This window comes from Helicobacter cetorum MIT 00-7128, from assembly GCF_000259255.1.
GTDB lineage: Bacteria > Campylobacterota > Campylobacteria > Campylobacterales > Helicobacteraceae > Helicobacter > Helicobacter cetorum_B.
The window spans coordinates 464,837-477,086 of record NC_017737.1; the positions used below are offsets into that span (position 1 = coordinate 464,837).

General features: G+C 35.1%; 10 protein-coding genes. 4 read left to right on the plus strand and 6 right to left on the minus strand.

The window, feature by feature from the left end:
* Positions 1-263: 263 nt before the first annotated feature.
* The 3 genes from rpsI to HCW_RS02275 all read right to left on the minus strand — a co-directional run bounded on the left by rpsI (position 264) and on the right by HCW_RS02275 (position 1,708).
* Positions 264-653, minus strand: a complete 390-nt coding sequence (rpsI, locus tag HCW_RS02265) for a 30S ribosomal protein S9 (RefSeq protein WP_014660608.1) — start codon at positions 651-653, stop codon at positions 264-266.
* The gene (gene rplM, locus HCW_RS02270) at positions 650-1,075 is read right to left on the minus strand and encodes a 50S ribosomal protein L13 (protein ID WP_014660609.1); all 426 of its coding nucleotides are present in this window, start codon (positions 1,073-1,075) and stop codon (positions 650-652) included. Before rplM ends, rpsI begins: the two co-directional genes overlap by 4 nt.
* Before the next feature lie 132 nt (positions 1,076-1,207).
* Positions 1,208-1,708, minus strand: coding sequence for a hypothetical protein (locus HCW_RS02275; RefSeq protein WP_014660610.1), 501 nt, complete (start codon positions 1,706-1,708; stop codon positions 1,208-1,210).
* A gap of 71 nt (positions 1,709-1,779) precedes the next feature.
* Between HCW_RS02275 and HCW_RS02280 the strand changes: the two genes are divergently transcribed.
* On the plus strand, positions 1,780-2,724 hold the full coding sequence (locus tag HCW_RS02280) for a D-2-hydroxyacid dehydrogenase (protein WP_014660611.1): 945 nt from the start codon (positions 1,780-1,782) through the stop codon (positions 2,722-2,724).
* Positions 2,725-3,211: 487 nt separating this feature from the next.
* On the opposite strand, the gene HCW_RS02285 is transcribed toward HCW_RS02280, so the two are convergent.
* Both HCW_RS02285 and thrC read right to left on the minus strand, forming a co-directional pair.
* Positions 3,212-3,928: a hypothetical protein gene (locus tag HCW_RS02285; RefSeq protein ID WP_014660612.1), complete on the minus strand. Its 717-nt coding sequence runs from the start codon at positions 3,926-3,928 to the stop codon at positions 3,212-3,214.
* A gap of 99 nt (positions 3,929-4,027) precedes the next feature.
* Positions 4,028-5,482, minus strand: a complete 1,455-nt coding sequence (gene thrC, locus HCW_RS02290) for a threonine synthase (protein WP_014660613.1) — start codon at positions 5,480-5,482, stop codon at positions 4,028-4,030.
* Positions 5,483-5,771: 289 nt separating this feature from the next.
* Between thrC and HCW_RS02295 the strand changes: the two genes are divergently transcribed.
* Positions 5,772-7,796 (plus strand): methyl-accepting chemotaxis protein, encoded by a 2,025-nt coding sequence (locus tag HCW_RS02295; protein ID WP_014660614.1) that lies wholly within the window; start codon positions 5,772-5,774, stop codon positions 7,794-7,796.
* 9 nt (positions 7,797-7,805) lie between these two features.
* Positions 7,806-8,912 carry an epoxyqueuosine reductase QueH gene (locus HCW_RS02300; RefSeq protein WP_014660615.1) on the plus strand — a complete coding sequence of 369 codons (1,107 nt, stop codon included), beginning with the start codon at positions 7,806-7,808 and terminating at the stop codon, positions 8,910-8,912.
* Positions 8,913-9,598: 686 nt separating this feature from the next.
* Here HCW_RS02300 and HCW_RS02305 read toward each other — a convergent pair.
* Complete coding sequence (locus HCW_RS02305) at positions 9,599-10,672, minus strand: type II asparaginase (protein ID WP_043902582.1); 1,074 nt, start codon at positions 10,670-10,672, stop codon at positions 9,599-9,601.
* Positions 10,673-10,824: 152 nt separating this feature from the next.
* Between HCW_RS02305 and HCW_RS02310 the strand changes: the two genes are divergently transcribed.
* The gene (locus HCW_RS02310; protein ID WP_014660617.1) at positions 10,825-12,153 is read left to right on the plus strand and encodes an anaerobic C4-dicarboxylate transporter; all 1,329 of its coding nucleotides are present in this window, start codon (positions 10,825-10,827) and stop codon (positions 12,151-12,153) included.
* Positions 12,154-12,250 lie beyond the last annotated feature (97 nt).

Here is a 12,250-nt window from a genome sequence, read left to right on the forward strand (position 1 = left end):
AGGAATAAAAGATAATAACTAGATAAGAAATATATTTTATAATGTGTAAAATTTATAAAAGCTCAAAGATAAGCAATAAAATTACGAGCTAGATTGCTAAAAGAGGGGCTTTAATAGCTGGTATAAAGATAAGTATTTAATTATGGTTTATAAGATTTTTATTCAGATTTTTTATAAGATTGATTAAGGGCAATTAGGGGTAAAACAGCAAGAAAGAAGAGCCAAAAAAGCTCTTCCAAAAAAGCTCCTTATGGTAAGAGAAATTATCTCTTAGAGAATTGCGGACTTCTTCTAGCCTTTCTTTTACCATATTTCTTACGCTCAACTACTCTTGAATCTCTAGTGAGTAAGCCTTTAGGTTTTAAAATCGCTCTGAAAGCAATGTCATACGCATTCAACGCTTTAGAAATACCATGTCTTAAAGCCTCAGCTTGAGCGCTATAGCCCCCACCAAAAACCACCGCTTTAATGTCTACAGATTGCTCTTGTTTGGTTAAAAGTAGGGGTTGCATGACTTTCATTTTAATCGCCTCATGCCCACCTAACCATTGGTTTAAGCTTTGGTTATTGATAGACATTTCGCCTTTTCCAACGCTTAGCCAAACTTTAGCGATAGCCGTTTTTCTCTTGCCGGTAGCATAGATTTTTTTCATTTAGCGTCCTTTTTGCTGATTTGTGCAGTATGTGGGTGCTTATCATCACGATAAACTTTGAGCTTTTTAATCATCGCTTTTCCTAATTTAGTCTTAGGGAGCATGCCTCTAACAGCTAGGTGGTAGAGTTTTTCAGGGGTTTTTTCTAACATTTCTTGAAGAGTCTTACTCTTAGTGCTACCAAAATAGCCTGAATGAGTGAAATACTCTTTATCTTCTAATTTCATACCAGAGAACTTAACTTTATCCGCATTGATAACTACTACAAAATCCCCACAATCCACATTAGGGGTATAAAAAGGGCGGTGTTTGCCTCTTAAAAGCACGGCAATTTCAGTGATTAAGCGGCCAAAAACTTTGTCTTTAGCGTCTAAGATAACCCAATCACGGACGATGTCATTGACTTTAGCAGTCTTTGTCATAGGACTTCCTTTAATTAATTTAAAAGCAAGCATTATAAGGATATTAGCTTATATTTAGCTGAATTTCAGCAAAAACTAAGCAAAACTCATGGGTTTTCAAGGCTCAAATTTTAAGGTTTGTAGCTAGGATTTTTAAAGCATTTCTAATGAGCGCTCTTGATATTCTAAAAGGATTTTGCCCTCACTCCCAAGAATATAGCGTTTGTCATACTCACGCCTTACCATGCCCTTTAAAACGGTGCGCTGAACTTGGTATTTGTCTTCTTGTAGCATTTCTTCTACAAGCGCATAATATTGTATATCTTGCACGATAATTTCTGAAATTTTAGCGCTCTCTTTATCAAAAAATTCTTCATTAGCGCAATATTCACTCACTAGAACAAGCACACGATTATATACATCAAGGGCAATATTAGAATTAAGGGTTTTTTCTATATAAATTTTTATTTTTTTAAGCTGTTCTTCTAAGTCTTCATTAGCCTTGCTTGCTAGGGCTAAAATACTTAAGATTTGTATAGTGGTGGTAAGTTTGCTATTTAGAGAGCGTGTGCGCCATTTAATAATAAATCGCTTAAGCCAAGAGAGTTTAGTAGATAGGCGACAAGGCAAAGTGTTTTTTTTGGTTTTGGACATGCAATGGTTTCTCTAAAATTTATTTTTATGGTTATTATATACTTATCAAACAAACTAGAGAGGAAAAGAGTATGCAAACATTCAAAAAAGGCGTTGTGTTAGAGGCTAAATCTATTGGTTTGAAAGCTTTAGAGCCTCTTAAAAAATTGGGGGATTTTAGCTTTTATGAAACAACTTTAGCTAATGAAGTATTGGAGCGCTCCAAAGAGGCTGAAATTCTTGTGCTTAATAAAGTGGTGTTAAATAGAGAGCTTTTAAAAAAATTGCCAAAACTTAAACTGATTTGTATTACAGCAACAGGCATGGATAATGTGGATTTAAAAAGCGCCAAAGAATTAGGTATAGAAGTTAAAAATGTGAGCGCTTATTCTACAGAATCTGTAGCCCAACACACTCTAGCTTGTGCGCTTTCTTTGCTAGGTAGGTTGAGCTATTATGATAATTATTGCAAAAGTGGGGAATACTCACAAAGTGATACTTTCACGCATATTGGTGGGCATATGGGCTTAGTAAAAAATAGCCAATGGGGCATTATAGGACTAGGAAATATTGGTAAAAGGGTAGCAAAACTCGCTCAAGCCTTTGGAGCTAAAGTGGTGTATAGCTCTACAAGTCAAGTAAAACGCCAAGAAGATTATGAAGAAAAGCCTTTAGAAGAATTATTAAAAACAAGTGATATTATCAGTATCCATGCGCCATTGAATGAAAAGACCAACAATTTAATCAGTGCTAAAGAGCTTGAGTTATTAAAACAAGGCACAATTTTAATCAACATGGGGCGAGGGGGCATTGTGAATGAAAAGGATTTAGCTCAAATTTTAAAGCCTAAAGATTTATATTATGCGAGCGATGTCTTTACTCAAGAGCCTTTAAAAAAAGAGCATGTGTTTTTAGAGCCTAGCATTCAAAAACATTTGCTTTTAACCCCCCATGTAGCATGGGGCTATAGCGATAGCTTAAAAACTTTAGTAGAAAGAACCAAAGAAAATATCCAATCCTTTTTGGCAAAGTCTTAACCTTGCTTATCAATAGGGGGGTAAATAAAATTATAAATGCTTGGTTTTATGCTTTAAAACTCTAATTGTTAAGCTAAGTGCAATCCCACTAATCAAATGATTTTTAAGTTGTTAGCCTTGTTAGGTGGTTTGTGCTATAGCTTTATTCAAAAGAGTTTTTAATACCTTGCATTAAAGAAAACTCTAAAACTAGAATTTTAAAAGCCACACAGAGACAAAGCAAATATAGGGCTAGGCTTGATTAAATTAAAATGGGTGTTATAGGGGGGAAGAGCGTTTAGTAAAGATTATCAAAGGCTCGCAAGAAAGGATAAAAGTTTTTATAAAAAGATTACTAAAATAAGATTAAAAGCAAAACTAGCCAGCAACCAACAAAGAGATTATAAAATAAGACTGCTAAAAAACTAAAAAGCAACTACAAGATAAGATAATAGTTTAAGGGGCTAAAGCCCTTAAGGGCATTCTAGCGTTAGCTAGAGTGCTAAAATTATTCCTTAATGACATCAATTTTAAAAGTATGGATTTCATTATCTAAAAAGATTTTAACCACAATCACACCGGGTTTTTTAAGATTTTTAGCATTGACAACAATAAAGCCTCCTTTAGCCTTGCTCTCTACATTAAGCGTGTTGTTTTTAAGATAATTGATAGCTAAGATTTTGAGGGCTTGACGGCTTTCTTGCATAACTTGTTGTTCTTCTACATCGTCCATCATCATCATGCCTAGCCCTGGCCCATACATTCCCATACCTCCATACATGCCATTATAAGCGAGAAAGCTCCCTTGTCCGTAGTAATACATAGGCGGAGCAATCACATTCACATTATCAACCGGGGCTTGAGGAACAGAAATATTAAAGCTTTCTAAAATGCTTTCAAAATCAAAACTAGAATTCATCACTTGTCTTAAACTCAAAACGGGCAAATTGATGTTATTGATAGTAACTGAAATTGCCTTGCGGTTGAAAACCACTGAATTACCCTCTAAAAGTTGGGCTGCGACATAAAAAACTAGGGGCGATTCACTAACGCCTTTAAACTTGCTTTGAGCGATTTCTAGCTGGACTTTGGATTTTGTCTGTGTGGAAGTAAGCACTTGAATGCCATTATTGTATGAGCTGACATTTTCAGGCGTGATTTTAAAGCTTGCACACCCACTTAAAGCAAGCAATAGAATAATAAAAGAGGGAATGAGTTTTTTCATGCCTTTCCTTAGTAATTTAAAATCAGTTTAAACAATGCGGTTATTATAGTGTGATTTGGCTTAATTTGACCCCTTAAGCAAATAGGGGGTTATACAAAATTAGCTTAAACTCTCTAGCCATGAGAGGATAGAGGGCTTAATAGTGTGAAGTCTTAGAATTTCTTGATGTTTAACATCTCTTTGGAATAAATCATCAAGGCGCTTGCTAGAGGGGGCATCATAACAACATCTAAGCGTATCTAGTGCGCCTCTATCATTCTTTTGTTGCTTGGTGAGCGCACTTAAAGTGGTGCTTGGGAATTTCTCATAAGAGGCGGTAGAAGAAATGAGCGTTTTTTCTTCACTATGTAGACTCGCATATAGCGCAGTTGCGGTATGTGGGTCAATTAAATAGTGGTGTTCTGCATAAACTTCTTGAATGGTTTTTAAGCAATCACTATCAGAGCAAGAAGCTGAGCTAAAACTCTCTTGCAAGCGTTTTAACTCATTAGGCATTAGATTATAATATTGGTAATCTTCTAAAGATTTCATGCATTCATTCGTGCGCTCAACTCCAAAAAGCGCATAAAGCAAGCGCTCCACATTAGAGCTTTTTAGAATATCCATAGCTGGCGAATAGGTCTTTAATAAAGAGCGAGATTGCAAATTATAACGACCGGTTTGTATAAATTCTTTTAAGACATCATTAGCGTTAGTTACAATTTTAATACTAGAAAGAGGTAAGCCCATCATTTTGGCATAATAAGCCCCTAGAGCATTTCCAAAATTCCCGCTAGGTATGGCTAAAACGATGGGTTCTTTAGCGCTAAGCGCTCCCTTTCTATATAGCTCTAAATAACCCCAAATATGATAGACAATTTGAAAGGCAATGCGCCCAAAATTCACGGAATTTGCCACGCTTAATTCTAGGTGTTGAGCCTTTAAAATCTCTTTAAAATCCTCATCTTTTAAAAGCTCTTTTAAGGCATTTTGAGCATCATCAAAGTTCCCTTCTATGCCAAAAATTTTAAGATTTTTAGCGTTTTGGGTTGTCATTTGTAATTGTTGCACAAGGCTTGTGCCATCTTTTGGATACAAACAAACTACAAAAATATTGGGCATATTCGCTAGGCTTTCTAAAGTTGCTGGGCCTGTATCACCACTTGTAGAGACTAGCACTAAAAAGCGCTTATTCTTTTCTACAGCTAGGCTAGAGAGTAGGCTACCAAAAGGTTGTAATGCCATATCTTTAAACGCAAGGCTTGGCCCATGATAGAGCTCTTGGACAAATAGCCTTTCATTGAGCGCAAAAATAGGGGCGGGGTTAGAGGGGTTATCAAAATTTTCATAGCGCTCTAAAGCCTTTTTTAACATATCTTTTGGCACTTCTAAATTTAAGCATTCAAATACATGCTCTACTAATTGCATATAGCTACAATTCAAACAATATTGCCAATCTAGGGGCTTAAAATCCTCTATAGTATAAAGTCCGCCTTTAGGCGCACTAGGATTTAATAAAGCATCTATAAAGCTTACATCTTTAGCTTTATTAGTGCGAGTGGGGATAAAAGGCATAAATTTCCTTCTTACTAGATTTTGAAATTAGAATGTGTAAGCATACCCTAAAAGGTAAAAATTTAAGCTAAAGCCTAAGTGTGTGAAAAAATTAAAAAATTAAATATACCAAGAGATAAGAAATAATTTTTTAATATATTCTACATTTTTTATATTTCTTGTAAAATTTATATGTTATATGTTATATGTTATATGTTATATGTCGGCTTGATGTCTTTATTACACTTATAGAATTTTTATAGTAGAATAAACAAATGGTTTTTTAAAATTTTATAAGAAAGGATGCACCTTGTTTAAAAATATGGGTATTGGGAGTAAGATTATTTTATGCACCACTATCATTGTTATAGTGTGCGTTAGTTTGCTTGGTATTTCTATCAATACTAAGGTTAAAGAAAATTTAAAAGAAAACGCCATAAGCGCTATGCAAAACAGCTTGCATATTAAAGTTAGAGAAGTTCAAGGCGTTGTGCAAACGATTTTTGCGGGTCTTGATATTATCAAAAATACGCTTGTAGATGATTCCAAAAGAGAAACTAAAATCAAACTTTTAAAGAATTTTATTGCGGGCAATGACCATGTGGCTGGAATCTCTATGTTTTTTAAAGACAGAGAAGATTTGAATGTGATGTTGCTTCAAGATGGCGGTAGTCTCAAAATTGTAGATGCAGATTTAGCCAAAAACGCTCTCATAATGAAAGCCTTGAAAGAAAAAGAGATAGCAAGAAGTAAGCCTTATTATAAAAGAATGCCTAATGGCGCTGAAGTATATGGCGTAAATGTCGCTACTCCTTTATTAGATGAAAACAAGAGAGCTATTGGAGCGGTAATGATTTTTGTCTCTATTGATAGCTTTAGTAATGAAATCACTAAAAATCGCAGTGATTTGTATCTCATTGGTGCTAAGGGTAGGATACTTTTAAGTGCAAATAAGAGCTTGCAAGATAAATTTATCAGTGATATTTATAAAGACGCTAGAGAGGCTGTTAGAGATGTGTTAAACGCTCAAGAAAGTGGCACTAGCTCTATCACAGAATATCTTGACCCCTTTAGTCATAAAGAAAATTTCTTAACCGCAGAGGCGTTTAACTTTTTGGAAAAAGCGGGGCATTCAAGAGATTCCTTGAATTGGTTAGTTGTGAGAGTGGTGGATAAAGATAGTGTTTTTGCTAGTGCTAATGCTGTGCGTTTAGTAGTGATTGTGGCTAGTGTGCTGATGATTATTGCTCTAATTATTGCGATTGCTATTTTGGTGCGCACCATTATTGTGAAACGCTTAGAGGTTGTCTCTGTTACTCTAACTAATTTCTTTAAGCTCTTAAGCAATCAAGCTAAAGCGAGTGATATTAAATTAGTAGAGACTACTAGCCATGATGAATTAGGGCGCATGCAAGAAGATATTAATAAAAATATTAAGCGCACTCAAAGCATTTTGCAAGAAGATAATCAAGCTGTGCAAGATACCATTAAGGTGGTAGAAGTGGTTAAGGGCGGAGATTTCACCGCAAGGATTAATGCTGAGCCAGCCAATCCAGCGCTCACTCAATTAAGAGATGCCCTCAATGGCATTATGGACTATTTGCAAGAAAGTGTTGGTTCGCATATGCCAAGCATTTTCAAGGTCTTTGAAAGCTATCAAGGCTTAGATTTTAGAGGTAGGATTGAAAATGCGAGCGGTAGAGTAGAGTTAGTAACTAACGCTTTGGGACAAGAGATTTCAAAGATGTTAGGGACTTCTTCTAATTTTGCTAAAAGCTTAGCGACTAATAGCGCTAACTTGAAAGAATGTGTAGAGAGTTTGGAAAAAGCCTCTAACTCTCAGCATGCAAGCCTTATGGAAACTTCACATGTGGTAGAAAATATCACTTCTTCAATTCAGAGTGTGAGTAGCCAAAGTGAGGCGATGATTGAGCAGGGGCAAGATATTAAGAGCATTGTAGAAATTATTAGAGATATTGCTGACCAAACTAACTTGCTCGCTTTAAATGCCGCTATTGAGGCTGCAAGAGCAGGCGAGCATGGAAGAGGCTTTGCGGTGGTGGCTGATGAAGTAAGAAAATTAGCTGAAAGAACTCAAAAGTCTTTGAGTGAGATTGAGGCTAATATCAATATCTTAGTCCAAAGCATTTCGGATACAAGCGAGAGTATTAAAACTCAAGTTAAGGGCGTAGAAGAAATTAATGTTTCTATTGATGCTCTAAGACAAGTTACTGAGGGTAACTTAAAAATTGCTAGTGATTCACTAGAAGTTGGTAATGATATTGATAAAGTTGCTAGCGACATCTTAGAAGATGTGAATAAAAAGCAATTCTAAGTTCATTGAATGTTGATACATATTTGTTGTTCGGTGGATAATCTCTATTTTCTAAAAAAGGCTAAAGAGGCGTTTAAGGAAGAAAAGATTATAGGGTTTTTCTATAACCCTAATATCCACCCCTACAGCGAATATCTTTTACGATTGCAAGATGTGAAACGCACTTGCGAAATGCTAGAGATTGAATTAATAGAAGGCGCATACGAATTAGAGCGCTTTTTGGATAAAGCAAAGGGCATGGAGCTTTTAGGCGAAAAAAGTGCGAGGTGCATGGAATGCTTTGATTTGCGCCTAGAAACAACCGCCTTAAAAGCGCTAGAATTAGGACAAGAAAAATTTACTACAACCTTGCTTACAAGCCCTAAAAAAGACCCCTCTCAACTCATCTCTAAAGGTCAAAGCATAGCTCAAAAATATGGCTTAGAGTTTGTTGTTTTTAGAAACGATAATTTTGAAAATTTTAATAGCCAATTAGATTTGAATTTGCAAGGTTTAGCTAGAGAAAATGAGCTTTATAGACAGAATTATTGCGGGTGTCAATTCGCTCTAAAAATTCAAAAAGAATCTCAAAATAGAAGTCCTTTTGAGCTGTATTCACCCCTAAAACGCCAAGTTTTGCCCGCTAGTGTGGAAGAGAGAATGGAAGTTTTTGAAAAACTAGAGAGTGATAAAAAGAATAAAAGTAAGTCCTTTTTAGCCCAAAAGACTATCCAAGCTTATCGTTTATTAAGTGGGGGCGTATGGCTTTCTAAAAATTCTAAACCCTTGAATTGCTACATTCTAGCTCGCTCTAAAAGCAAATCTAAAATCAAAATCAATGATTTGAAATGGATACACTCTCTGCGCTTAAAAACCATTGTAGGCTATAGTCAAAGAGATGAAACGCTTTTTTTAACCTTGCAAGGCATAAACACTCTAGCTAGAAAGTCTTATGCTAATTTAGAAGAGCTTAATGCCAATCCTTTGAGCTATGAAGAGGAGCTGTTTATAAGAGGGCTTGTAGCGGGCTTTGAAAGCATTAATCCTATTATTGTTTTAGAAGAAGAGCAAAAAAGAGTGCTTTTTGTAGAGATTAAAAGCACTTTTCAAGAAGAAAAAGTCTTTTACTTGCTTTAAGGCTATAAGCCTTAAACTAACATGCTTTTTAAGGCGATAGCCCTATTTCTAAATAATTCATTTGTATAATAAAATAATATAAAATTCTAAATAACAATATTTTAATAGGTAATTTTGTCAATTTGCCCTAGAATGCGTTTTGGCTTGCTAGGATAGATTTTAAAAATCAAAAAACGATTTTAGGGGCATTTCAACAAGGGTTTAAAACACTAAAAACCTTTTAAGGTAGAATGATAAGCTGTAGTTTTAAAATGATTTTATTAAAATAAGATAATAAAAAGCACTTAAGGCATTTTGTGCGCTTGATTGGTGTTTTTTAGTGGTTTTAAAAAATATCATTGATAAAAGCTAGTCTTTGATTGCATGAATATTATGGTGTAAAAAGGGGGATAAAAGAGCCTTTAAGAATAAAGGCGTTTAGCTAGTAAGTGTTATTAGAATATCAATCAAGGGGCTAAAATAAATCATAAAATCATAAAAAATTCTCATTTAAAGAAAAATAAAATATATCTTTTATATTGATATAAAATATTGTTTGTTAGAGTTATTAACCATGTTTTAAGATAATAGAATGGTTTGTCAGTAAAATGTTTTAACAGAGCCTAAGATACAAAAAGCATTAAAAAATACTAAATAAGATAATGACCTCAAGGGGCTAAAACCCTTAAAGCCATTTGTTTTTAAGCTTAATATTCTTCAAAAATCTTTTGGATTTCTTCTACATTCTTGGTTTGAGTTAAAGCGAGTTGCAAAAGGATTCTAGCTTTTTGTGGGTTGAGATTATCGCTTGAGACTAAATGATAGGCTTTGTTATCAATCTCGCCCACACTTGTAGTTTCTCCGCTACCCACTCGGCTTGAACGCACGATGATTACGCCTTTTTGACTAGCTGTTTGCATAGCTTTTAAAAGGCTTTCATTCACATTGCCATTGCCAACCCCAGCAATAATAATGCCTTTAGCGTGGTGTTCTAAACTCGCATTAAATAGGCTCACATCGCTATTTACATGCGTATAAATAATATCTACTTTAGGTAATAATACCTTATCTTTAGCTAATTTTTCTAGCTTACTGATAGAAAATTGGCTTTTAGTAGTGTGCTTTCTTAAAGGTTGCATATAATAGCGCACCTTTGCATAATACACACTCCCTATAGCGCCACTATTTAAAGCTTTGAATGCGGAAGTGTGTGTGGTATTAGTCTTAGTAACTTCTCTAGCACTAAAAATGCTATCGTCCATTACAACTAACACGCCTTTATTAGCACTTTCTTTATCAATAGCGACACTTACAGCATTATATAAATTCAATGCGCCATCAGCGCTCAAAGAAGACGCATTACGCATAGCCCCAACTAGCACAATAGGCTTATTAGAATGCACGACTAAGTTTAAAAAATACGCGCTTTCTTCTAAAGTATCTGTGCCATGCGTAATCACTACGCCTTGAATATCCTTGTTATCTAATAGCTCTTGAACTCGTTTAGCAAGTTTAAAAAGCACTTTTTCATTCATATCTTGTGAGCCAATATTTGAAATTTGTTCTCCCTTAATATGAGCGAGCTTTTTGATATTAGGAACGGCATTGATAAGTTTTTCAACGCCTAATTCCCCACTTTTATAACTGCTTGTGCTATCATTAGCGCTACTTCCTGCAATCGTTCCTCCTGTTGCTAAAATTGCAATCGTTGGTAAATGCTCAGCCATTAGTAACCCCTTGAAACAAAAAATCATTAATAAACATTTTAAAAATACTTTCATGGCTATCCTTTTTTGCTAATTAAAGATGCCTTTTAAGTATAGTATTTTGTTGGTAAATTGTAAGAGTAGAGTTTGAAAAATAAAGCTTTTTTTGAGTATAGTTTTAAGCATAGTTAGTTGTTTTATAAAATTAAGTTTAGAAAGGATTAACTATGGATATTGTTTTTCAAATTATAGTGTTACTTTTTGCGCTTTTTTTAGGGGCAAGACTTGGGGGCTTAGGGGTAGGCTATGCGGGGGGTTTAGGTGTGCTTATTCTTTGCTTATTTTTGGGGTTAAATCCGGGTAAAATCCCTTTTGATGTGATTTTAGTGATTATGGCAGTTATAAGTGCCATAAGTGCTATGCAGAGTGCTGGGGGCTTAGATTACTTAGTCAAAATCGCTGAAAAATTTCTAAGAAAGCACCCCAAACAAATTAACTATTTAGCGCCAAGCGTGGCATATCTTTTAACTCTTCTAGCTGGCACAGGGCATACGGCATTTTGCTTGATGCCTGTAATTATTGAAGTGAGTCAAAATCAAAATATCAAACCCAAAGTGCCTTTAAGTTTAGCAGTAGTAGCTAGTCAAGTGGCTATTACAGCAAGCCCTGTAAGTGCGGCAGTAGTATTTATGAGTGGCATTTTAGAGCCTTTAGGGGCAGGCTATCTTACGCTTTTAATGATTTGGATTTCTACAACCTTTCTAGCTTGCATAATCACTGCGTTTTTAATGAGTTTTACGAATTTGAGATTAGATAGCGACCCCATTTATTTGGAGCGTTTGAATAAGGGTTTAACAAAAGCGCCTATAACCCACACCATAACAGAAGTAAGTCAAAGTGCTAAATTATCCGTATGGATTTTTATTTTAGGGATTGTGGCGGTGGTTTTTTATGCGAGTGCGATTTCTAAAAATATCGCTTTAATTGAGCCGGTGATTTTAGGTAGAGATTATGCGATTGTGTGCTTTATGCTAAGTGTAGCTACCTTGATTGTGCTATTGTGTAAGGTCAAAACGAGTGATATTTCTCAAACAAGCGTGTTTAAATCTGGCATGCAAGCATGCGTGTGTGTGCTAGGAGTAGCATGGTTAGGAGATACTTTTGTAAGTAATCACATAGATGAAATCAAGCATTATGCCTCTTTTTTAATCAGAGATTATCCATTCTTGCTTGCTATAGCGCTCTTTTTTGCCTCCATGCTTTTATATTCGCAAGCTGCTACAGCTAAAGCACTTATTCCAAGTGTGATTGTGGCACTAGGCATTAGTGCGAATAATACTGAACACTTGTATATTATCGTAGCCTCTTTTGCAAGCGTTTCAGCATTATTTGTTTTGCCTACTTATCCTACTTTACTAGGAGCGATTGCTATGGATAATACCGGCACAACTAAAATGGGAAAGTATGTGTTTGACCATTCGTTTTTAATTCCCGGAGTTTTAATTGTATTTTTTAGTGTGGCATTAGGCTTTGTTATTACCCCTATACTTTTATAAGCTTTTTGCCATAAGGGGGGTAAAAGTAGCGTGCAAGTTTTTAAGTCAATTTGCATTACAATATGCAAATAAAGTTATTTAAATAAGGATTTAATCA

Coding starts and splice junctions, on each gene's coding strand:
- rplM (WP_014660609.1), bottom strand. CDS start 1,075: ATGACAAAGACTGCTAAAGTCAATGACATCGTCCGTGATTGGGTTATC.
- thrC (WP_014660613.1), bottom strand. CDS start 5,482: ATGCCTTTTATCCCCACTCGCACTAATAAAGCTAAAGATGTAAGCTTT.
- HCW_RS02305 (WP_043902582.1), bottom strand. CDS start 10,672: ATGAAAGTATTTTTAAAATGTTTATTAATGATTTTTTGTTTCAAGGGG.
- HCW_RS02300 (WP_014660615.1), top strand. CDS start 7,806: ATGTTGATACATATTTGTTGTTCGGTGGATAATCTCTATTTTCTAAAA.
- HCW_RS02285 (WP_014660612.1), bottom strand. CDS start 3,928: ATGAAAAAACTCATTCCCTCTTTTATTATTCTATTGCTTGCTTTAAGT.
- rpsI (WP_014660608.1), bottom strand. CDS start 653: ATGAAAAAAATCTATGCTACCGGCAAGAGAAAAACGGCTATCGCTAAA.
- HCW_RS02275 (WP_014660610.1), bottom strand. CDS start 1,708: ATGTCCAAAACCAAAAAAAACACTTTGCCTTGTCGCCTATCTACTAAA.
- HCW_RS02280 (WP_014660611.1), top strand. CDS start 1,780: ATGCAAACATTCAAAAAAGGCGTTGTGTTAGAGGCTAAATCTATTGGT.
- HCW_RS02310 (WP_014660617.1), top strand. CDS start 10,825: ATGGATATTGTTTTTCAAATTATAGTGTTACTTTTTGCGCTTTTTTTA.